Source organism: Cyanobium sp. NIVA-CYA 375, from assembly GCF_056108345.1.
Genome location: NZ_JBSYHW010000029.1, coordinates 1 through 21,251, shown reverse-complemented (window position 1 = coordinate 21,251; position 21,251 = coordinate 1). Strand labels below are relative to the sequence as shown.

Here is a 21,251-nt window from a genome sequence, read left to right as displayed (position 1 = left end):
TGGCTCTGGCCGCCTTGCCTAGGCCAGCCGCAGGCCCTCGATGCCCTGCCAGCCCAGATACACCGCCAGGGCCACGCTCACCAGGCCCACCAGCAGGTCGCCCTTGGCGAACAGCCCCTGCTTGCCCCGCTCCAGCAGGGGCAGCACGCGGTCTGGGCCGGCCAGCAGCAGGGCCAGCAGCGGCAGCAGCAGCAGGCTGGCGCTCACCAGGCTGAATATCCCAGTGGCCAGCAGCTCCTGGCCGCGGCCGAGCCCCGCTGACAGCAGGCTGCTGGCGGACTTGGCAAACAGAAATAGATCGTCGGGGCTGGCCACCTGCAGGCCGGCGCTGATGGCCAGCAGCAGCGGCAGGGGCAGGGCACAGAACTGATCGAGGCGGCGCGTCCAGCCCGGCGGCCCCGCAGCCTGTTCATTTTTATTCAGCAGCTCCTTCACCCCCAGCCCCAGCAGGGCGCCGGCGGCCAGTAGGTCGAGGCCGGTGAGGTGGACGCTGCCCTTGTCCATGCTGAGCAGCAGGCCGTGGCCCACCGTGAGCAGCAGGGTTACGGCCAGGGCGGCGGTGAACAGCCAGCCAGCCACAAACAGCCCGCCGCGCTGCAGCGGTTTGGGGCCGAGCAGGAGCAGCAGCAGCAGGCCGATGTGCAGCGGCGAAAAGCCGATCGCCAAACCAAAAGCTGCTAGCTCGCCGAGCAGGTTGGTAGTCATGGTGCGGTCCTTATCTGGGCATTCCAGCGCACGATCGTGCGCCGTTCCCGCTCGTGGCCGAGCACCGACAGCGTGGCCGTATTCAGGTTGAACAGGGCCCCGCCTGCAGCCCCCAGCCCCAGCCAGCAGCCCGCCAGGCTGCGCAAGATATGGCCGTGGGCGACCAGCGCCACCGCTGGGGCCTGGGGGGTGGCCAGGGATTCAGCCAGGGCGATCACCCTCTGGCAGCGCGCCTCCACCTGGGGGCAGCTTTCACCGTCGGGGCAGCCGTGGCTCCACACGGTCCAGTCAGGCACCTGGGCGCGGATCTCGGCGGTGGTGATGCCCTCGTAGCGGCCGTAGTCCCACTCCTGCAGGTCGGGGCAGATCTGGGCGCCCTCCCCCAGGCCCGCCAGCTCGGCGGTGCGCCGGGCCCGTTGCAGCGGACTCACCAGCACGGCGGCAAAGCACTGGCTTGCCAGCCCTGGCGCTAGGGCCCGGGCCTGGGCCTCACCCTCCGGCAGCAAGGGCAGGTCGGTGCGGCCGGTGTGGCGCCCGTCGCGGGCCCATTCGGTCATCCCATGGCGCAGCAGCCATAGTTCGACCTGGGGAGGGGTGCTCAATTGAGGCATCTCAGCGGCGCACTTCAAACCAGTCGGCGCCGGTGGCGGCCACCTGGCTGCTGGCCACACTGTTCACCATCGCTTCAGCCGGGCCCTTCTCGCACCACAGCCGCAGCTCGGTGAGCTCCTGCGGGCAGCCCTCAGCTTCTATCTCCACCGAACCATCGGAGCAGTTGCGCACCCAGCCGCTCAGGCCCAGATCCTGGGCCCGCAGGCTGCAGGCGGCCCGGTAGCCCACCCCTTGCACCTGGCCGCGCACGATCAAACGCCAGCGCTCTTGCTGGATCTGGGGCCGGGGCTCGTGGGGTTGGATGAAGCGGCGCTCGTCGGCAGCGGCGCGGCGCGCGCGGCTGCGGCTGCCAGGCGTGAGGGAATCACCGGGCATCCAGCCCAATGGAGATGCAGCCAGCTGGCGTGCACGTTCGGCGCTGTCCATCCTTCGCTCCGGGTTGCGGTCCCCCAGCCAGCAAGTTGCCACAGCCCGCCGCCGGCCGCCACAGGTTCGAGCTGCCAGCGGTGAAATTCATGGCCGCAAAAGCTCTCGCCCGGCCGCACCAGCAAGCCATTGGCCGTGGCGGTAGCCGTGCGATAGCCCAGGCTCAGAGCGCCTTTGCGGGCCTGGAAGGGCAGCACGCCCGCCATCGGCTGCAGCTGCCCCTCGCCATCGGCCAGCTGCTCGCCCAGCAGCAGCAGGCCGCCGCATTCGGCCACCAGCGGCAGCCCCGCCGCCGCAGCCCGGGCCAGGTCGCCCAGGCTGCGCCGGCTCGCCGCTAGCTGGGCTACGTGCAGCTCTGGGTAGCCCCCTGGCAGCAGCACCGCCCGGCAGCCCGCCGGTAGGGGCTCATCGGCCAAGGGGCTCCAGGCCAGTGGCTCCAGCCCCACCGCCTCCAGCAGCTCGCCGGCCTCCGGATAGCGGAAATGGAAGGCCGCATCGCTGGCGATCGCCACCGGCAGGGGCTGGGAGTTTTGCTGCCGGTGGGAGCTCTGCCGCAGGCTCTTGGAGCTTTGGCCCAGGCACCAGCTGATCGGATTTTCGGCCCCTGGCTCGGCGGCTGGTGGGGCCAGCAGGGGCACTAGCTGCGCCAGATCCAGGTGGCGGGCGGCCAGCTCGGCCCACTGCTCCTGGCGCTGCTCGAGGTCGTGCAGCTCCCCGGGTGGCAGCAGGCCCAAGTGACGGGAGGGCAGCTCCAGGCTGGGGTGGTGCGGCAGCACCCCCAGTAGCGGCACCTCGATGCTGGCCAGAGCCTCTGCCAGCAGGGCGTGGTGGCGCTCGCTGCCCACCCGGTTGAGCACCACCCCGGCCAGCTGCACCGGCGGTGGGCCATGGTCGCGGAAGCCCCGCACCAGGGCCGCCAGGGAGCCCGCCTGCCGCGAAGCTTCCACCACAAACACCACCGGCAGGCCGAGCTGGGCCGCCACCGCCGCCGAGCTGCCCTCACTGCTGGGGCCGCGGCCATCGAACAGGCCCATCACCCCCTCCACCAGCACCAGGTCGGCCCGACTGCCGTGCCAGCTAAAGCAGCGCTCCAGCCACTCGGGCCCGCACAGCAGCGAATCCAGGTTGCGGCAGGTGTGGCCGCTCACCCTGCTGAGCAGCTGGGGATCGAGGTAGTCGGGCCCCACCTTGAAGGGCTGTAAACCCAGCCCTTGCGCTCGGGCCCAGGCCGCCAGGCACAGGGACAGCAGGGTCTTGCCGCTGCCGCTGCTGGGTGCGGCAATCAGACAGGCCATTCAGGGCAGCAGTTTGGCGGCGAGGGGGGCAGCGGCGGCCAGCAGGGGACTGGTGGAGTCGTGGCCACCGGAGAGCAGGCGGGCCATCTCCATCTCCTCGCTCTCATTGGGCAGGGGCACCACCTCTTCGGCCAATTCCATGCTGGCCATGCCGCCCGATTCGAGCCGCATGCAGCCGCCCGATTCGGAGCAGAGGATCACGCATAGCGGTGAGCCCTGGCTGCTCTGGCAGATCAGCCGCAGCCCCACCATGGCGCCGGGGTGGGTTTTGGGTACGCCCACTGGCACTGGCATCTGGCGGAAGCGCACGGTCTGGCCGTCGGTGCGCTCGAATTCGGCGCCGATGCCATCGCCCACCCCATCGCCATCCACCGCATAGGTGGAGATCAGGTGCCAGCCCAGCCGGTCGGCCAGCCAGGCCGCCAACAGCAAACCCTTCACCGGGTTGGAGCCCTCCACGTCGAGGTCGAGCTGCACCACGTGGTTGAGGGCATCGCGCCTTGAGGGTGGATCAAACACCATCGCCAGCGATTCGCGCCAGCTGCGCAGCCGCAACCAGTTGAGGTCGTTGATCGGCTGGCCCGCCCTGATCCGGTCCACCAGTAGGTCGAGGCAGCGGCGTGGATCTCCCAGCGACGAATCCACCACCAGGCGCCGGGCGCCGGTGGCTAGGGCCGCCATCACCTCAGGAGCCTCATCGAGGCTGCTGTTCCACCACACCCAGCAGGGCAGGTCGGGGGCGATCAGGGGCTGCACTAGCTCGAGGTTTTGGCGCAGGGCACCGGTGCCGCCCCTGAGCACCACCACGTCGCCGCAGGCGGAGCCACCAGCGCCCTCCTCCGGCAGGGGGCAGTAGGCGGCCACCAGGGTTTCCAGGGGTTGGCCGCCATCGAGTGTGGGGGCCAGGGTGATCAGCCGCCGCGGCATGTGGGCGCTGATCGCCCCTTCCACAAACTGGCCGCGCTGGTCGTCGGCGTGGTGATTACCGCCCAGCTGGCCGAGCGCCCAAGCCAGCTTGGGATCCATCGGTGCCGTGCTCAAGGGCAAGCCACAGCTCACCGCTGCGGCGCGGGCCGCCTCCAGCACCGTTTCATTGAGCAGACCGGTGATTGGTCCATCGAGCCGGCCGCAGCGCACTAGCTGCTGCTCCAGCCAGGAGCCCTCCCACACCACCAGGGTGAAGGTGGCGGCTCCGGGGGAGCTGCCCAATTCCTGATTCCAGAGGCGCTCCAGGTAGCCGGGCACCTGGTCGGGGGGTAGGGCGAGGGGTGCCTGGAGAGTGAGCTGGGTCGACATGGGGGCAGGCTTGGGGAGAGGGCTGGGCGGGAAAAATCAGGGGCGACGCCAAGAAAGGCCGTCTTCGGCAAGCAGGTTGTCGGCGGCGCCAGGCCCCCAGGTGCGGGCTTCGTAGGGATAGGCAGGCAGCTGGGAGGGGGCGTCTTCGATCAGCTCCAGCAGCGGTGTGTAGAGGCGCCAGGCGGCCTCTACCTCGTCGCTGCGGGTGTAGAGGGTGGGATCGCCCAGCATGGCGTCAGCCAGCAGGCGCACGTAGCCCTCATCGCTGGGTTCGCCGAAGCTGTCGTCGTAGGAAAAGGCCATGTCCACCGGCCGGCTGCGCATGCCGGATCCTGGGGCCTTCACTTCAAATTTGAACTCAGCGCCTTCATCCGGCTGGATGCGCAGGATCAGCTGGTTGGGGGTGGGGGCGCCGCCGGCGGCATCAAACAGGTGCACCGGAGCCTCGCGGAAGGTAAGCACCACTTCTGAGAGGCGCTTGGGTAGGCGCTTGCCGGTGCGTAGGTAGAAGGGCACGCCCTGCCAGCGCCAGTTGTTGATGAACAGCTTCATCGCCACGTAGGTCTCCGTGGTGCTTTCCGGGTTTACCCCTGGCTCCTGGCGGTAGCCGGCGATTGGCCTGCTGAGGGAGCCGCCGGGGGAGTACTGGCCCCGTACGCAGCACTTCCAGGGTTCGTCTTCATTAGCTAGGCGCGCCGCCTGCAGCACCTTGGCCTTCTCGTTGCGCATCGACTCGGGGTCAAAGCGGCCCGGCGCCTCCATGGTGGTGAGGGCCAGCATCTGGGTGAGGTGGTTCTGCACCATGTCGCGCAGGGCGCCCGAGCTTTCGTAGTAGCCAGCCCGCTCCTCCACCCCCACGGTTTCGGCCGCCGTGATCTGCACGCTGGAGATGTAGTTGCGATTCCAGATCGGCTCGAAAATCGTGTTGGCGAAGCGCATCACCAGGATGTTCTGGACCGTTTCCTTGCCCAGGTAGTGGTCGATCCGGAAGATCTGGCTTTCCTGGGCGCTGGCCTGCACCACCCGGTTGAGTTCCTGGGCGCTGCCGTAGTCGCGGCCGAAAGGCTTTTCGATCACCACCCGGCTGCGGCTCGGGTCGCTCAGCAGCCCGGCGGCGGCCAGGGAGCGGCAGCCACTGCCGTAGAAGTTTGGCGATACGGAGAGGTAGAAGGTGCGATTGCCGCGGGTGGCCCGCAGCCGGTCGATGCCTTCGAGCCGCTGACCCAGCCGCACCACCGAGGCGGGATCCTCCAAATCCACTGGCTCGTAGAACAGCCCGGCGGCAAATTGTTCCCAGGCCACTCGGTGCTCGGCCACCTCTTGGGCCATGGCCTCCGCCATCTTGCGGCGAAACTCCTCATCGCTCCAGGGGCGGCGGGCGCAGCCCAACACCGCAAATTCACTGGGCAAGCGGCGCTGGCGAAACAACTCAAACAGCGCCGGCACAAGCTTGCGGTGGGTGAGGTCGCCACTGGCCCCAAAAATGACTAGGCATTGGGGCGGGATAACTCGCTCTTGGCGAAGTCCTACCCGTAGTGGATTGGTGAGCACAGCTCCCATGAATGCCTGACCGGTGCCCATGGTTTAACGGGCCTGAAGCTTTCGCCCACCGCTTGCCCCACTTTGTGATGGTTTTTGTGTGGGATTCGCCAAAAAAAAAGCCCGCCTTGGGGGCGGGCAGGGGAATCAGATCCGGCTCAAGCTCAGTAGGTCTCGACGTGCCAGCGGTCGGCCTTTTTGAGCTGGGGACGCAGCTCGGCCCAGTTCAGATCCTTGGCAGCGGCGGCGGCGGTCATCGCCTCGTCGATCCCTGGCTCCATGCCCCTCAGGCCGCACATGTAGACGTGGGTCTTGGGATTTTCGATCCAAGAGAAAATCTCCTCAGCATTCTCGCTGACGCGGTCTTGGATATACATGCGGCCGCCGTTGGCATTCTGCTGCTCGCGGCTGATCGCCTTGGTGTAGCGGAAGTTTTCGGGAAACTGGCTCGCGTAGTGATTGAAATCGTCGTCGTACAGGAGGTTGGGAGTGGTGGGCACACCCATTAACAGCCAGGCCTTGCCGCGGAAATTCCAGCCGTTCTTTTCCCGCTCGGAAGGCTCAAACATCCGGCGCAGGTAGGTGCGCATCGGCGCGATGCCGGTGCCAGTGGCCAGCATGATCACATTGGCTTCTTCGTCTTCAGGAAGCAGCATCTCCTTGCCCACCGGGCCAGTGATCTTCACCTTGGCGCCGGGTTCGATGTCGCATAGGAAGGTTGAGCAGACGCCGTTGATCGTCTCGCCGTCCTTCTCGTATTGCAGCTGGCGTACGCACAGCGACACCGTGTTGCCCTCCAGGTTGTCGCCGTGGCGGGTGCTGGCGATTGAGTAGAGGCGCAGCTTGTTGGGCTTGCCGTTGGCATCGGTGCCGTCGGGAATGATGCCGATGCTCTGGCCTTCGACGTAGTGCAGCTGGGGGTCGCCACCGGAGAGGTCGAAGGTGATGTGGTTCACCCGGCCGATCGCCCCTTCCGCGACCAGGCTGTAGTTATCGATAACCGTGCCGACGAACGGGTCCTTCGGCTTGTAAAGATTGACGGGGACGTCGGCGTGGGACACGGCAGCTGGTTTCGAAGGAGCGGCGTTGGTTTTGGGGGCGGGTGCTGGGCTAGCGCCGTTCTCGCTAGCGAGAACGGCGCGGATGCGACCGCCCTGCTGGGCAATCGATTGAATCAAACCCTGTAGTTGGCCGAATGGCACGGTGAAGCGGCGCTCAGCCTGGCGCTGGCGTCCCACTCCGAAGGCTTCCACCACAACGGTGAACATTCGGCTGTCGGACTGGGTGGAGCGACCGGTGGAAACACGCATGCAGGCTCAGTCCCCTCAAAAGCGCGCTGATCATAGGGAACGTATCCGCATCATTTCCCCGTCAGACACCGCTAGGTTTGTGCCCCAGCACACTTCGGACGTGCCTCCTTGGCGCAGCTCCTCAGCCAATCAGGTCTGCCTGGCCAGCTGGCTCAGTCCGGCTTGCAATCGAACGCGCCTGGAAACTTGATCGATAACATCCATACTTCCGTTTGCAGCCTCGACACCATCCAGCAGGAGATGGAGCGGCTGCCCCAGGGCACTAGGCGCCTGGCTGTGCAGTTGCGGCTACCCCTTGATCCGCGCTGGATCTGGTCCGTGCTCACCGATTACGCTAATCTCAACAATTTTATTCCCAACCTTGCCTCCTCCCGCCAGCTATGGCGCCGGGGCAATCGGGTCGGCCTTGAGCAGGTGGGCACTCAGCAGTTCTGTGGGCTGAGGTTCAGCGCCACGGTAGAGCTCGAACTCGAAGAAGATCTCGAGGCGGGCGAGCTGCGCTTCTGCATGTGCCGCGGTGACTTCCGCCGCTTCGAGGGTTGCTGGCAGATCGGTCGCAGCGGAGACATCACCTACCTGCTCTACGAGCTGACTGTTCAGGGGAGGCCGGGCATGCCGATTGGCTTAATCGAGCAGCGCCTGCGCGAAGACCTTGCAAATAACCTGCGGGGTGTGCAGCGAGAGGCTGAGCGCCGCGCAGCCCAATCCTGATTTAACAGGACTTGGATTTGTGTATACCCCCAAGGGGATTCGAACCCCTGTCGCCTCCGTGAAAGGGAGGTGTCCTAGGCCTCTAGACGATGGGGGCGAGGCCACAACGCTGGTCGGCGTTGATGTATTGGAAGCTACGGGTCAGGGGGACCCTTCGTCAAGGCGGGTTGGGCTTGGCCGCTCCAGACCGGAACGCTGACGTGGAAACAGGCCCCCTCACCGGGCTCGGACACCACCCAGATGCGGCCGCCGTGCACCTCCGCGATGCGGCGGCACACCGACAGCCCCACGCCGTAGCCCGAGGTGGTGCCAGAGGTTTGCGGCAGACGCACCCGATCAAGAAAGATCCGCTGCTGCTCCGCTTTGGGAATGCCTGGCCCGGTGTCGCAGATGCTCACCTGCACCCACTGGTCGGTGCGGTGCAGCAGGGTCAGGTGCACCCGGCCCCGGTCCGGGGTGAACTTCAAAGCGTTTTCCAAGAGGTTCAGCAACACCTGGCGCATGCGGCGCTGGTCGGCGAACACATCGGGCAGGTCGGCGGGGATGTCGGTGATCAGCTCCAGGTCGCGGCCGATCCAGAGTTTTTCCAGCTCCAGGATCGCCTCGGCGGCCACCTTGCCCAGCGCCAGGCGCTGGGGGTTAAACAGGGCTTCCCAGCGGGTTGTACCCACCTCCAGCAGGTCCTTGGAGAGTTCCTGGATGTCGTCGAGTCGGCGGGTGAGCACGTCGCGGAAGCGGCTCTCGTCGATCTGGCCGAGGGTGTGGCTCTGGAGGGCGAGCTTGGCGGCCGTCAGCGGCGTGCGCAGCTCATGGGCCACCATCCGCAGTAGGCGCTCCTGCACCCCAAGCCGCTCGATCAGGGTTTCGTTTTCCTGACGCAGCACCAGCAGCTGATCTTCCAGCTGCAGCTCGCGCTTGGTGCGGCTGCCATCGATTTCAGCCGGCCGCAGGCTCATACCCAGGCTTGTAACCACCTCCATCTGCTGCCAGCGCGGCAGCCAGCTGCGCAGCTTCTGGGTAATGGCATTGCCGGCAATTACCTGCTTGGGCAGGGGGGCCAATTTCACCAGGGCCGGGGTGGCCACCAACCGATGCAGCTCCAGCAGTTGGGGTTGGCGGGCCGGATCGGCGATCTCCAGGCTCACCTTGAAGGCGCACTCCTCACTTTTGAGGAATTGGATCAGGTTGCGCAGGTCCTGGCTGGCCAGGTGGTAGCTAGTGGCTACCAGCAGCAGCTTCAGTTCGGGGCGCTTGGTGGCTCCGTCGCTAGCGACCTGGTCTGCATTGTTGGGGTGATCAGCGCTCACGCGACTCAACTAAAGGGGATTTGGCCACAGCAGCCTGATTTCGCTATGACTATGGCAACTAATGCTGTGCGCCCTAGGGCCGGGATGTCATGAGCATGCCTTCAAGCGCCAGTCCAGTGGCGCCGCGCCCCAGGATTCAGCTCGACAGCAATATGCGGCGCTGGTTTGCCCGCAACCTTGGCCTGTGGCGCTCGCGCCGGCTCTATTTCTTTGCTGATGGTGAGTCGCTGCGGGTCGACATGATGCTGCGGGTGGAAACTTTCAGTGAGCCGGTGGAGGGCGATGCGGCCTATCGCTTCACCTGGTGGCCGGAGCAGGAGTTTGGCTTCTTCGACAAAAAGCCCCGCTACGTGCCCAGCGGCACCATGGAGGCTTATCTGTGCGGCCACCAGCTCAGCCGCAGCTGTGGCTACCTGAGCGGCACTCCCACCCAAAGCCAGATTCGCCAGGTAGATGAGCACGAGTTGATTTTTGAATCCAGCTACCAGGAGTGGCACATCCTTGAGCACATTCGCCTGGTCGACCAGGACCGCTACCGCTCCCGTTCGATCTACTCCTGGAAGAACGGCGCCCTGGATGTGGCCGAAACCCACCACGAGATCCGGGTTGAAGAAGCGGGAGCGCCCATCCCGTCCTGATGCAGCAGCATGCACTCACCAAATCCCGTCCTCCGGTGTTCTTGATGCCCCGTAGTTTTCTGGCTCCCCTGCTGGTGCTGCCCTTGCTGCTGGTGCCCTTAGCGGCCCTGGCAGCTCCAGCCACTGAGGCGGAAATGAACCTGTACACCCGGATTGCAGCCGTAAACGTATGCATTGCCCGGGGGGCAGGGGTGCCCTTCGATAAGGCAGTGGGCATTGCTGGCGAAACCATCGCCCAGCTGATTCAGGGCCAGCACGAGGGTGTGATCAGCCAAGTGGGAGCCAAGCCGCTCAGCATCGACGACCTGCGCAAGGGATCGATCAACTCGGCTGTCCTCGGTGCCGCAGAGATCTGCCCCAAGGAGGTGCCTGCAGATGTGATGGCCAAGGTGCAGGACGCCATCAAGCAATCGCCTGATACCAAGCCAGCCGTGAAGCCCGCCACTACAAAACCCGCCACCACCACGCCCGCCACCCCTAAGTAATTCCCATGCCCCTCGTGCGCCTCGCCGATTACCGTCCGGCGCCGTATTTGCTTGAGCGCACCGATCTAACGGTCCAGCTCCACTCAGGCCACACCGAGGTGCTGGCCCAGCTGGCCTTCTTGCCCAATCCGCTGGCCCAGCCGGGGCCGTTGGTGCTGCAGGGCGTCGACTTGGAGCTGCTGGAATTGCGGCTCGATGGCGAGCTCCTGCAGGCTGAGGCCTTTGAGCTCAGCGACGACCAGCTGGTGATCACCCAGCCTCCCGCTGGGGTTTTTCAGCTGCAAAGCCGGGTGCGCATCCACCCGGAAACCAACAGCACCCTGGAAGGGCTCTACGCCAGTGGCGGGCTGTTCACCACCCAGTGCGAAGCCGAGGGATTTCGGCGCATCACCTTTCACCCCGACCGCCCCGATCTGCTCAGTCGCTTTCAGGTGCGGATCGAAGCCGATCGCTCCAGCTGTCCGGTGCTGCTCTCCAACGGCAACTGCATCGAAACTGGCGACCTCGACGACGGGCGCCACTTCGCGGTTTGGGACGATCCCTTCCCCAAACCCTCCTATTTATTTGCCCTAGTGGCGGGCCAGCTTGAGGAGGTGAAAGACAGCTTCACCACCGCCAGCGGCCGTGCCGTGGCCCTGCGCATCCACGTGGAACCCGGCGATGCGCCTTACACCGCCCACGCCATGGCGTCCCTTAAACGCTCGATGGCCTGGGATGAGCAGCGCTACGGCCTCGAATACGACCTCGATGAGTTCAACATCGTGGCGGTGCGTCACTTCAATATGGGCGCGATGGAGAATAAAAGCCTCAATATCTTTAATTCCAAGCTGGTGCTGGCCGACGCCGAAACCGCCACCGATGGCGAGCTTGAGCGCATCGAGAGCGTGATTGCCCACGAGTATTTCCACAACTGGACAGGCAATCGCATCACCTGCCGCGACTGGTTCCAGCTGTCGCTCAAAGAAGGCCTAACCGTGTTTCGCGACCAGAGCTTCACGGAAGATATGCATGGTGCGCCGTTGAATCGCATCGAAAATGTTTCGATGTTGCGCAATAGCCAGTTTCGTGAAGATGCCGGCCCCACTGCCCATCCCGTGCAGCCCGATGCCTATCAGGCGATCGACAACTTCTACACCACCACGATCTACGAAAAGGGATCGGAACTTATTCGTATGTTGCATACCCTGCTGGGTGAGGAGGCGTTCATGCGGGGGATGGCGCTCTATGTGAGTCGCCACGACGGCACCGCCGCCACCTGCGAAGACTTCGTGCAGGCGATGCAGGACGCCGCGCCCGTGCCGCCGCCCTTTGATTTCGCCCAATTTCGCCGCTGGTATCACCAGGCCGGTACGCCGCGGCTGCACATCCAGCGCCACTGGGATGGCGAAACCGGCGTGCTGGAGCTGCAGGTGCAACAACACACCCCGGCGACCCCCGGCCAGAGCGATAAGCAGCCGCTGGTGATTCCCCTGGCCCTGGGGCTGCTGGGTCAGGGCGGCGAATCCCTGCCCGTGCGGTTCGAGGCAGAACCAGCCCCAGCCCGACTAGCCGGCGATGGCACCCGCCTGCTGGTGATCGACCAGCCCCAGCAGAACCTGCGCTTGGTGGGACTCCCCCGCCAGGGCCATCCACCGGCCCTCTCCCTGCTGCGCCATTTTTCAGCGCCGGTGATCCTGGAAATGGGCCGGCCCACCGCCGAGCTGGTGCACCTGCTGGCTGCCGACAGCGATCCTTTTGCCCGCTGGGATGCGGGCCAGGTGCTGCTGCGTCAAGCCGTGCTGGCCCGCGCCGCAGGCAGGGCCGATGGCCTGCTGGAAGAGGAGCTGATCGATGCCTTCGGCCGGATCTTGGCCGATCCCTCCCTATCCGAGGCCAGCCGCAGCGTGTTGCTGGCCTTGCCAGGTTTGCCCGAGCTCGAAGATGCCGCCGTTGCCGTTGGCGCTGAGCCCGATCCCCCGGCCCTGTTTGGGGCGCTGCTTGCCCTGCAGCAGCGTTTTGGTGAGGCACTGGCCGTGCCCCTGGCCGCTGCCCTGGAGCGCTGCACGCCCCAGTGGAGCCTGGCCTGGCCCGCTGGTAATGGCGATCGCCTGCTTACGGGCACCGTGTGGAGCTGGCGGGTGGCCGCCGCTGATTCGCAGGTGGCGGCGGCCGCAGCGGCGGCGGTGCAAGGCCCCTCGATGACCCTGGCTCGCGCTGGCCTCAGGGCCCTGCAGTGCCATCAGATCGCTGAGCGCCAGCAGGCGGTGGAGGCTTTTTACCAGCGCTGGCAGCACAAACCGGTGATCCTTGATGCCTGGTTTGCCCTGGAAGCTTCTGCGCCCTTTGCCGATGGCCTGGAGCGGGTGGCGCGGCTGCTGGCGCATCCCCGCTTTGATCCCGCCGCGCCCAATTCGGTGCGGGCCGTGCTGGGGGGGCTTGCCGGTAATGCGGCGGTGTTCCATGCCGCCGATGGCTCCGGCTACCGCTTCATGGCAGCTCGCATCGCCGATCTCGACCAGCGCAACCCGATCACGGCCTCGCGCCTGGCCAAGGTATTTAGCCGCTGGCAGAGCTATGGACCGGCCCGTTCAGCCGCGATGCACGCAGCCCTCGAGCAGCTGGCGGCAGCAACGCTTTCGCCCAATACCGGCGAGGTGGTGAGCCAGTGCCTCGGCGCTGCTTAATCAGCGCCGGTAGTTCTGGTGCAGCTGGCGAAAGGCAGCTTGGCGGTAGGCCCCACCCTCTGGCCCGGCGTGAAGGCCCCAAAGGCCCTCCCAATAGAAATAGATCACGCCATGGCCCCGCTGCAGCGAGAGCTGGGCTTTCTGGGCCAGGATCGCCATGGATGGGGTGCGGCCACCGAAGCCCGCCAGGATGCCGATTTCCACTGGCATGCCCCAGCTGCGCGCCTTGACCAAGGCCGGTTGGTTGAGGTCCTTTTCGAAGCCCTTCAGCGAGTGGGCGTAGTTCTGCACTACGAGGTCGTCGATCAGCTCGCCCAAGGACCAAAGCTCCCAGTCCTGCAGCCAGTGGTTGTAGGCAAAGCGGAAGGGGCCCGGCGAGAGGCTGATCACCGTGCCAGAGGGCTTGAGCTGACCCCGTAGCTCCCGCAGCAGGGCGGTGAGCTGCTGACGCCGCCAGCGCATCCAGGCCCGATCCGTGTGGTCGTCTGGGGGCTCCCGGCCCGTGGCCGCCCGGAATAGTTCGCGGCTGTAGGGGTCGTAGCCCAGCTCCACCGGCCAGGCGAAGTGGTCGTCGAGCTGGATGCCATCGACGCTGCAGCGCTGCACGATCTCGCCGATCAGGCCAAGAAAGCGCTGCCGCACCCCCGGGTGGGCCGGGTTGAGCCACACCATTGGCTTGCCGTGCATGACCATCTCAGTGCTGCCGTTCCGGCGCTGCAGCACCCACTCGGGGTTTTGGCGCACCACGGCTGCGTCGGCCGGCTCCATCAGGCCGTACTCAAACCAGGGGATCACCTGCAGGCCGCGGCGATGGGCGGCCTTGGTGAAGCGGCAGATCGGATCGAGGCTGGGGTTGGCCTTCTCCAGGGCCGGCTCCATCGGCGCATGGCTGGAGCGGTGGAAGGTGGTACCCCGGCTCCACACGTTGGGATAGAGGGTGTTGAAGCCCGCTTCGGCCAGCTCCTGCACCGCCCGATCGATGCGGGCGGGGTCGTAGTAGAGCGGGCTGGGGCTATTGGTGAGCCACACGCCGATGCGCCGGGGCGGAGCTGGCTGGGCTTGGGCCATCAGCGGAGCGTTGCCAGCCCAAGGCAGGCTGAGCAAAATGCTCGCCGCAGCTGGCAAAAAGGCCTTCAAGCGGGCAAAACGGCGCAATTTCAGCGGATCTGGTTTCAGCGGATCTGGTGTCAGCGGAACATTGAGCTCACTGAGCTCTCCTCGTGGATGCGCCAGATCGCTTCGCCGAGCATCTTGGCCACCGAGAGCACCTGCAGCTGGGGGAAGCGGTCTTCATCGCGGCGGGGAATGCTGTTGGTGACAAGCACCTCCTCGAACAACCCCGGCTCCGACATCCGCTCGATTGCCGGTGGGGAAAACACCGCGTGGCTGGCGCAGGCCAGCACCCGGGTTGCCCCCCGCTGCCGCAGCAGCCGGGCACCGGCAGAGATCGTGCCGCCGGTGTCGATCATGTCGTCGATCAGGATTGCGGTCTTGCCCACCACATCGCCAATCACGGTGAGGCTTTCGGCCACGTTGTGACCAGAGCGACGCTTGTCGATGATCGCCAGGGGGGCGTCATTCATCTGCTTGGCGAAGGCCCGGGCCCGGGCCACACCGCCCACGTCCGGCGACACCACCACCACTTCGCCCAGGTCGCGGGTGCGCAAATAGTCCACCAGCACCGGCGAGCCGTAGATGTGGTCGCAGGGGATGTCGAAATAGCCCTGGATCTGGGCGGAGTGCAGGTCCATGGCCAGCACCCGATCCACCCCTGATTTAGCCAGAAGGTTGGCAACGAGTTTGGCGGTGATCGACTCCCGTCCGGCGGTCTTGCGGTCGGCGCGGGCGTAGCCGTAATAAGGCACCACTGCGGTGATCTGCCGGGCCGAGGCCCGCTTGCAGGCATCCACCATGATCAGCAGCTCCATCAGGTGATCGTTCACCGGGGCGCAGGTGGGCTGGATCAGGAAGACATCGCAGCCGCGGATCGACTCCTGAATCTGGATGTAAAGCTCGCCGTCTGCGAAGCGTTTGATCACCCGCGGCCCATCTGGCACACCCAGATAGGTGCCAATTTCCTTGGCCAGGGCTTGGTTGGCGGTGCCACTGAACAGCCGCAGACGCCGGGTGTCGTGATTCGACTGGCTCGCGCTGCCCTGGGGTGCCACGCGATCAGCGGTCAGAAAACTGGTCACGGCGGGCGCTAACGCGTCGGCTGAAACCCGATGGTAGAAGCGAGCCCGCCCACCTAGTACAAAAATCCATGACTCTTTCCCTGCCTGGTCGGCAACGCCCGTTGGTGCTGGTGGGAGCTGGTACGGCGGCTGCGGTGGCGGCGCTGCAAGCAGAAGCGGGCCCACCGCTGGCCTTGGCCCTGGGCTTGCCCTGGGGCAAACCGCTGGCAGTAGAGCAGCCGCCCCAATCCCTGGCCTCCCTGGCTGAGCAGGGACCAGGCCTGCTGCCCTTGCCGCTTGATCCCGGCCTGGTGTTGCAGGGATTCGGCCACTGGGCCGAGGCCCTGGGGGCCTGGCGCCAGCCGGTGCTGCTGCTGCTGACGGCCGAGCAGCTGCAGACGGGCCTGCCGGCTGCGATGGCTGCCCTGCTGGATCAATGGCAAGTGCCCTTAGCCGGGCTGGTGCAGGCCGGTGGCCCCTGGCAGCCAGATCTGCGCCGCGGCGATGGCCTGCCCTGGCTGGGAACCCTGGAAGAGCCTTTTGGCCTGGCCCCTGCTTTGGCCCTGCGCTGGGAGCTTTTACTGAGCCGTTGAGGTGGCCGGTGCCGGCCAGAGGGGCTCAGGGGCGCTGCTGCTGATCTCGCGCAACCCGGCAGTGGCCGGCGCCGGTGCAAGGGGCAGGCTGGTGAATTGCACGCTCTCGGCCTGATCTAGGCCAGCTGCCAGCAGGCTCAGGGTTTCTGGCTGGCTCAAGTTGGTGACAATCCCCTGGTTGTTGAGTGATTTGAGCAAATTGGCAAGTTGGCCCAGCTGTTCCGGCATGGCCAGCTCCCGCAGCAGGCTGCGCACCACCAGCTGCTGCTGTTCCTGGCGACTCTCCTCGGGACGGTCTGGATCGCGGTAGCGCACCAGTTGCTCCACCTGGTTGCCCTTGAGCCGTTGCAGCCCGCCCTGAATGTTGATGCTGAAGCGCTGGCTCTTGTCGTTGTAGCGAAGAGCCAGGGTGGGATTGGCGGCGATGCTGCCCAGGCCATCCACCACGCTGCGCAGGTTGGAGCGGCCTAGCACCAAAAAGCGCGCTGGCTGGCCCGAGTCGAGGCCCACCAGTTTGCTCGCCGCATCAGCGGTGAGGGCTACGCCGCCGAGGCGATAGAGGCTGCCGAGACTCTGGGGGCGTTTCTGGCCCGGTAGTTGCACGGCCAGGTTGGGCGGCAGGCTGAGCACCTGCAGGGGGGCCTGGGGATTAACCCGCACCAGCAGTAGGGCATCGGCGTTGGCTGCCCCCCGGGGAGCGGCCCTGTTGAGCGGATCTCCGGGGCGCTCGCTGTCCAGGCCGATCACCAGCAGGGTGATGCTGCGGTTGGGGGGCTTGGCCAGGTCGGCTGGCGTCAGCTGCTGCAGCGGTTCGGTGGCACGGTCGCTTATGGGCCAGAGCAAACCGATCAAGCCAGCGCCCATGGCCATGCCCACGGCTACCGCCCCCAGCCGCAACAGGGTGGGTCCCAGGCTGGATTGGGCTGGGGCGGAACGTCGGGCCATGGGGGCTTGTCGGCAAACCACTTTGGCCCAAGCCCCTACGCCTTGCACCCGATAGGTTGTGGCGGCGCAGATGCGATGGGGAAATCCGCTGATGGCTGCAAGTGCTCCCCATGAGCGCGCCCGGCCCCTGGCCAAGGGCAGCGTCTATCCAGCCAAAGATTTATGCAGCCAGTGCGGTCTGTGTGACAGCCGCTGGGTTGCCTACGTCAAAAACAGCTGCGCCTTTCTGGAGCAGCGCTTTGAGGCGATGGAGGAAGCGGCCCATGGCCGCAGCCGCGACCTCGACAACGAGGAGGAGCTTTATTTCGGCGTGCAGCAGCGCATGCTCACCGCCCGGCTGCAGCAGCCGATTGAAGGGGCCCAGTGGACGGGGATCGTCAGCCGCATCGGTGTGCGGGCCCTGGAAACGGGTCTGGTGGATGCGGTGCTGTGCGTTGGCCAAAGCGAGCACGATCGCTTCACGCCCGTGCCCCGACTCGCCCGCACCCCGGAGGAGGTGCTCAGCGCTCGGGTGAATAAGCCCACCCTGTCCCCAAATCTGGAGGTGCTGGAGCAGCTGCCCGGCAGCGGCATCCGCAAGCTGCTGGCGATCGGCGTGGGCTGCCAGATCCAGGCCCTGCGGGCGGTGCAACCCACCCTGCCCCTTGATGAGCTCTACGTGCTGGGCTTGCCTTGCGTAGACAACGTCAGCCGAGCCGGCCTGCAGACCTTCCTCGACAGCACCGTCAGCTCGCCAGAGACGGTGGTGCACTACGAGTTCATGCAGGACTTCCGCATCCACTTCCGCCACAACGACGGCCGCGAGGAAACGGTGCCCTTCTTCGGGCTTGACACACCCAAACTGAAAGACGTGTTTGCACCGAGCTGTCTCAGCTGTTTCGACTACACCAACGCCGGCGCCGATCTGGTGGTGGGCTACATGGGCGCGACCTTTGGCCGCCAGTGGCTCACGGTGCGCAACCCCAGGGGCCAGCTGCTGCTGGATCTGGTGGAGGAGGAGCTCGACGTGGCCCCAGTCAGCTCCAGTGGCGAGCGTTTTGCGGCGGTGCAGCAGGGCATCGAGGCCTACGACAAGGCCCTGAAGCTGCCCATGTGGCTGGCCAACCTGATCGGTTTAGTGGTGCAGCGGCTCGGTCCGAAGGGCCTGGAATATGGCCGCTTTTCGATCGACTCCCACTTCACCCGTAACGCCCTTTGGTTGCGGCGTAACCACCCGGAAAAGCTCGAAGCCCACATTCCGGCGTTTGCTAAGGCCATCATTAGTCGATATCGGCTGCCGGCCTCGTGAATCAGGCCCACCGCCATGCCGGGGTGCTGCTGCACCCCACCGCCTTGCCCGGTAAGGGTGGCTGCGGCAGCTTCGGACAAGCTGCCCACGATTGGCTTGACCTCCTCGGTCGCCATCGCATTGGCATTTGGCAATTGCTGCCCCTCGCCCCCACTGACGGCACCGGCTCGCCCTACAGCTCCCCAAGCGGCTCGGCCCTCAACCCCTGGTTGCTCGATGGCGAGCGGTTGCGGCAGGAGGGCTTTCTGCAGTCAGAGGACCTCGAGGCCCTGCCCGGTGCGAATGCGGCTGAAGGGCCGATGGATTTGTCGCTGGTTGCGGCCCGCAGCCTGGCTTTGGGGGAGGCCCTGGCCCGCCGCTGGGGCGCCCAGCCCGCAGAGCAGCAACGGGCTTTTGCCCGCTGGAGGCGCAGCCAATGGCGCTGGCTGCCAGACCACGCCCTCTTCATGGTGATCCGCCGGCTCCAGGGCGGCCAGCCCTGGTGGCAGTGGCCGGCGCCCCTGGCCCAGCGTCAGCGCCGCGCCCTGGCGCGAATTGCCACCGACCATGCCGACTGGCTGCTGCAGGAGCAGTTGCTGCAATGGCAGCTGCAGCGCCAGTGGCAGCAGCTGCGCCGCCAGGCCAGCCAGGCAGGCGTGCAGCTGCTGGGCGACCTGCCATTTTACGTGGCCCACGACAGCGCCGACGTTTGGGCCCACCGCTCCTTGTTCTCCCTGCGCCCCGATGGCTCGCTCACGGCCCAAAGCGGCGTGCCGCCCGACTACTTCTCGGCCACCGGCCAGCTCTGGGGCACCCCTGTTTATCGCTGGCCCAGGCACCTGCTCAGCGGTTTCAGCTGGTGGTTGGCCCGCCTGCAGCGCCAATTCGAACTGTTTGACCAGCTGCGGCTCGATCACTTCCGAGCCCTGCAGTCTTTCTGGAGCGTGCCGGGTGATGCACTCACCGCCGAAAACGGAAGCTGGCGCTGGTTTCCAGGCTGGCCCCTACTGGCCTTGCTCTGGCTGCGCCGCGGCAGGCACCTGCCCCTTATTGCTGAGGATCTAGGGGTGATCACCCCGGAGGTGGAGGCCCTGCGGGATGGTTTTGACCTGCCAGGCATGAAGATCCTGCAGTTCGCCTTTAATGGCGACTCCACCAATCCCTACCTGCCTGCCAACATCCGCGGTCGCCGCTGGGTGGTGTACACCGGCACCCACGACAACGCCACCAGCGTTGGCTGGTGGCAGAGCCTTGGTGACGACGCCCGCCAGCGGGTGGCCGAGGCGGTGGGTGCACCGATCACGGCGCCGGCCTGGCAGCTGCTGGAGCTGGCCCTGGCCAGTTCTGCCGACCTAGCGGTGGTGCCCTTGCAGGATCTGCTGGAGCTCGACGACCGGGCCCGCTTCAACACCCCAGGCACCAGCTCGGGCAACTGGACTTGGCGCCTGCAGCAGCCGGTGGCCAGCCTGGATGGGGCCCTGCAGGGCTATGGCGCCATGGCGGGGCGCTACGGCCGGGCTGCTGCTTCTGCTGGTGAATTGAACTGACCCGGCTGGCCCTTCGCCGGCTGCAGGGGTGAGCCGTTCCAGTTCACCTGATCGCCGGCGCTAGGTGCAGGATTGAGGCTGAGGCGGAAGCTGCCACTGAGGGGCAGGTTGAGGCTGATACGGCTGGGTTGGGTCAGTTGTAGCTCCAGCAGTCCGGCCGCTGCTGCAAGGGATGAAGCTGGGGCCTGGCCCCGGGCGGCCAGCTCCAGAGGGCGCAGCTCGGGATAAAGCTGTAGCAGGGCCTGAGCAGGCAGCGGCGGTTTGGCCTGTTCACTGGCCGGCAGCAGCGGGATCGGTCGCAGCGCCAGTACCCCCCTTGCCGCCAGTTGCTGCTGCTGCAGGTTCATTGCGTAGATGAGGCCCAGGGTCAGCACGCCGTAGAGCAGCGTGCCCTGCCAGGTGGTGAATACATCGATTGAGCCCGGTGTGAAACGCCGCAGTAGGGGCTCTCGCCGTTGGCCCTGGGGAAGCTGCCCGTTGCTTGGCAGCACCGTTTCCAGGCTGCCTGGTGGGAGCTCCAGATGCCGCTCGATCAGCGGCACCATGGTGCGCAGGTAGGCGGCTTCCGGTAGGCGGTCGCGCCAGCCACGCTCTAAAGCCTCCAGCACAGCCGCACTGATGAGTGTTTCCAGGGCGAGATCCCGCAGGCTCAGGCCCCGTTCCTCGCGCTGCTGCCGCAGCCTCTGGCCTGCTGCGAGTAGCGGATCAGCCGGAGCCTCGGCCGGGCAACCTGCGGCTTTTGACGCGCCAAAGGGCCACCAGCGGCCGAGGCGGCCACGCGGGCGCTTTGGCGGCAGCGGGGTGGAGGGGGTCAGGGTGGGGGCGAGGGATTAAGCAGTTGCCATTCTTGGCGATCGAGGCGCCGCCAGCGACCTTCGGGCAAGGAGCCCAGCTGCAGCGGGCCGATTGCCAGCCGCTGCAGGTCGAGCACGGGGTGGCCAAGGGCCTCTGCGGTGCGCCGGATCTGACGGTTGCGTCCCTCCCCCATCCGCAGTTCGATTTCGGTTGAGTGGGGACGTCTTTGAAGCAGCACCAGCCCTACCGGTTGGCTGGCCTGGCCATCAAGGGGCACTCCGGCGGCCCAGCGCTCCAGCACCGAGTCCGTCGGTTGGCCCTTCACCCACACCCGGTATGTCTTGCGGTGGCCGTAGCGGGGATGGGTGAGCCGCAGGGTGACCTCCCCCTGGTTGCTGAGCAGCAGGGCGCCGCGGCTGTTGGCATCGAGCCGCCCCACCGGGTGGAGTCCGCTGCCGTGGCTCAGCTCGGCTGGCAGCAGGTCCAGCACGGTGGTCCGTCCCTCGGGATCGTGGCAGCTGCAAACCACCCCCACCGGTTTGTTGAGCAACAGCAGCAGGGGTTGGGGCCTGGCCGCTAGGGGCTCTCCCCGCACGGTGATGCGATCGCGCTCGGGGTCGGCCCGATCGCCCAGCTGGGCTACGGCACCATTCACCTGTACCAGGCCTTGGCGCAGCAGCTGTTCTGCCTGGCGACGGGAGCAGAGCCCGGCGTTGGCCATCAGTTTTTGCAGCCGTTGGTAGGCCATTGCCCCCATGTTCGCCCCTGGAAAGAATGGTAGGTTTGCGAAACCAAAGAGTTTCGTAACCCGGCTCGCCATGCCCGCCCTGTCCATAGCTGCCTCGGCCCAATCAGGCGGCGACTTTGTGCGCAGCTACCTGCGTGACATAGGCCGAGTTCCGCTTTTATCTCACGAGCAGGAGATCACGCTGGGCCGCCAGGT

General features: G+C 66.2%; 21 protein-coding genes and 1 tRNA gene. 8 read left to right on the top strand and 14 right to left on the bottom strand.

Going from position 1 to position 21,251, the window contains the following annotated elements:
* Positions 1–18: 18 nt before the first annotated feature.
* From AC01FP_RS09160 to AC01FP_RS09130, 7 genes are all read right to left on the bottom strand, one after another.
* Complete coding sequence (locus tag AC01FP_RS09160; protein WP_474479736.1) at positions 19–705, bottom strand: GAP family protein; 687 nt, start codon at positions 703–705, stop codon at positions 19–21.
* Positions 702–1,262 (bottom strand): histidine phosphatase family protein, encoded by a 561-nt coding sequence (locus tag AC01FP_RS09155; RefSeq protein WP_474479762.1) that lies wholly within the window; start codon positions 1,260–1,262, stop codon positions 702–704. The genes AC01FP_RS09160 and AC01FP_RS09155 overlap by 4 nt, the downstream gene beginning before the upstream one ends.
* A gap of 55 nt (positions 1,263–1,317) precedes the next feature.
* Complete coding sequence (locus AC01FP_RS09150; protein WP_474479734.1) at positions 1,318–1,566, bottom strand: acylphosphatase; 249 nt, start codon at positions 1,564–1,566, stop codon at positions 1,318–1,320.
* Positions 1,567–1,568: 2 nt separating this feature from the next.
* The gene (locus AC01FP_RS09145; RefSeq protein ID WP_474479733.1) at positions 1,569–3,038 is read right to left on the bottom strand and encodes a cobyrinate a,c-diamide synthase; all 1,470 of its coding nucleotides are present in this window, start codon (positions 3,036–3,038) and stop codon (positions 1,569–1,571) included.
* Complete coding sequence (locus AC01FP_RS09140; RefSeq protein WP_474479732.1) at positions 3,039–4,334, bottom strand: glucose-6-phosphate dehydrogenase assembly protein OpcA; 1,296 nt, start codon at positions 4,332–4,334, stop codon at positions 3,039–3,041. It abuts the gene before it with no gap.
* A 36-nt stretch (positions 4,335–4,370) separates the two neighbouring features.
* Entirely contained in the window at positions 4,371–5,894 is a 1,524-nt protein-coding gene (gene zwf / locus AC01FP_RS09135) for a glucose-6-phosphate dehydrogenase (RefSeq protein ID WP_474479761.1), read from the bottom strand.
* A 143-nt stretch (positions 5,895–6,037) separates the two neighbouring features.
* A complete protein-coding gene (locus tag AC01FP_RS09130) occupies positions 6,038–7,183 on the bottom strand; it encodes an FAD-binding oxidoreductase (RefSeq protein WP_474479730.1) in 1,146 nt (381 codons plus the stop codon).
* A 240-nt stretch (positions 7,184–7,423) separates the two neighbouring features.
* Between AC01FP_RS09130 and AC01FP_RS09125 the strand changes: the two genes are divergently transcribed.
* A complete protein-coding gene (locus tag AC01FP_RS09125; RefSeq protein ID WP_474479760.1) occupies positions 7,424–7,894 on the top strand; it encodes an SRPBCC family protein in 471 nt (156 codons plus the stop codon).
* Between the two features lie 24 nt (positions 7,895–7,918).
* On the opposite strand, the gene AC01FP_RS09120 is transcribed toward AC01FP_RS09125, so the two are convergent.
* Positions 7,919–7,991 (bottom strand) — tRNA-Glu (locus AC01FP_RS09120).
* A 37-nt stretch (positions 7,992–8,028) separates the two neighbouring features.
* The gene (locus AC01FP_RS09115; RefSeq protein ID WP_474479729.1) at positions 8,029–9,201 is read right to left on the bottom strand and encodes a histidine kinase; all 1,173 of its coding nucleotides are present in this window, start codon (positions 9,199–9,201) and stop codon (positions 8,029–8,031) included.
* Positions 9,202–9,290: 89 nt separating this feature from the next.
* Here AC01FP_RS09115 and AC01FP_RS09110 point away from each other — a divergent pair, with 89 nt between their 5' ends.
* The 3 genes from AC01FP_RS09110 to pepN are packed head-to-tail and all read left to right on the top strand — an operon-like array spanning position 9,291 to position 12,987.
* Positions 9,291–9,839, top strand: a complete 549-nt coding sequence (locus AC01FP_RS09110) for a hypothetical protein (protein WP_474479728.1) — start codon at positions 9,291–9,293, stop codon at positions 9,837–9,839.
* Complete coding sequence (locus tag AC01FP_RS09105) at positions 9,839–10,324, top strand: cAMP phosphodiesterase (protein WP_474479727.1); 486 nt, start codon at positions 9,839–9,841, stop codon at positions 10,322–10,324. Before AC01FP_RS09110 ends, AC01FP_RS09105 begins: the two co-directional genes overlap by 1 nt.
* A 5-nt stretch (positions 10,325–10,329) precedes the next feature.
* Positions 10,330–12,987: an aminopeptidase N gene (gene pepN / locus AC01FP_RS09100; protein WP_474479726.1), complete on the top strand. Its 2,658-nt coding sequence runs from the start codon at positions 10,330–10,332 to the stop codon at positions 12,985–12,987.
* Here the strand turns inward: pepN and AC01FP_RS09095 are convergent, their stop codons facing one another.
* Both AC01FP_RS09095 and AC01FP_RS09090 read right to left on the bottom strand, forming a co-directional pair.
* The gene (locus AC01FP_RS09095; protein ID WP_474479723.1) at positions 12,988–14,055 is read right to left on the bottom strand and encodes a glycoside hydrolase family 10-like protein; all 1,068 of its coding nucleotides are present in this window, start codon (positions 14,053–14,055) and stop codon (positions 12,988–12,990) included.
* Positions 14,056–14,174: 119 nt separating this feature from the next.
* Positions 14,175–15,182 (bottom strand): ribose-phosphate pyrophosphokinase, encoded by a 1,008-nt coding sequence (locus tag AC01FP_RS09090; protein ID WP_322763882.1) that lies wholly within the window; start codon positions 15,180–15,182, stop codon positions 14,175–14,177.
* A gap of 68 nt (positions 15,183–15,250) precedes the next feature.
* Between AC01FP_RS09090 and AC01FP_RS09085 the strand changes: the two genes are divergently transcribed.
* Positions 15,251–15,754, top strand: a complete 504-nt coding sequence (locus AC01FP_RS09085; protein ID WP_474479722.1) for a hypothetical protein — start codon at positions 15,251–15,253, stop codon at positions 15,752–15,754.
* Here AC01FP_RS09085 and AC01FP_RS09080 read toward each other — a convergent pair.
* The gene (locus AC01FP_RS09080; RefSeq protein ID WP_474479720.1) at positions 15,740–16,699 is read right to left on the bottom strand and encodes an LCP family protein; all 960 of its coding nucleotides are present in this window, start codon (positions 16,697–16,699) and stop codon (positions 15,740–15,742) included. The two genes, AC01FP_RS09085 and AC01FP_RS09080, sit on opposite strands and share 15 nt — an antisense overlap.
* A 91-nt stretch (positions 16,700–16,790) precedes the next feature.
* Between AC01FP_RS09080 and AC01FP_RS09075 the strand changes: the two genes are divergently transcribed.
* Both AC01FP_RS09075 and malQ read left to right on the top strand, forming a co-directional pair.
* A complete protein-coding gene (locus AC01FP_RS09075; protein ID WP_474479718.1) occupies positions 16,791–17,987 on the top strand; it encodes a Coenzyme F420 hydrogenase/dehydrogenase, beta subunit C-terminal domain in 1,197 nt (398 codons plus the stop codon).
* Positions 17,984–19,513, top strand: a complete 1,530-nt coding sequence (gene malQ / locus AC01FP_RS09070) for a 4-alpha-glucanotransferase (RefSeq protein ID WP_474479716.1) — start codon at positions 17,984–17,986, stop codon at positions 19,511–19,513. Before AC01FP_RS09075 ends, malQ begins: the two co-directional genes overlap by 4 nt.
* On the opposite strand, the gene AC01FP_RS09065 is transcribed toward malQ, so the two are convergent.
* Together AC01FP_RS09065 and AC01FP_RS09060 are read right to left on the bottom strand one after the other, a co-directional pair.
* Positions 19,474–20,193: a helix-turn-helix domain-containing protein gene (locus tag AC01FP_RS09065; RefSeq protein ID WP_474479758.1), complete on the bottom strand. Its 720-nt coding sequence runs from the start codon at positions 20,191–20,193 to the stop codon at positions 19,474–19,476. The genes malQ and AC01FP_RS09065 overlap by 40 nt on opposite strands.
* 131 nt (positions 20,194–20,324) lie before the next feature.
* Complete coding sequence (locus tag AC01FP_RS09060) at positions 20,325–21,056, bottom strand: pseudouridine synthase (protein ID WP_474479756.1); 732 nt, start codon at positions 21,054–21,056, stop codon at positions 20,325–20,327.
* Positions 21,057–21,126: 70 nt separating this feature from the next.
* Between AC01FP_RS09060 and AC01FP_RS09055 the strand changes: the two genes are divergently transcribed.
* A partial coding sequence (locus AC01FP_RS09055) for a sigma-70 factor domain-containing protein (protein WP_474479755.1) occupies positions 21,127–21,251 on the top strand: 125 nt, incomplete at its 3' end.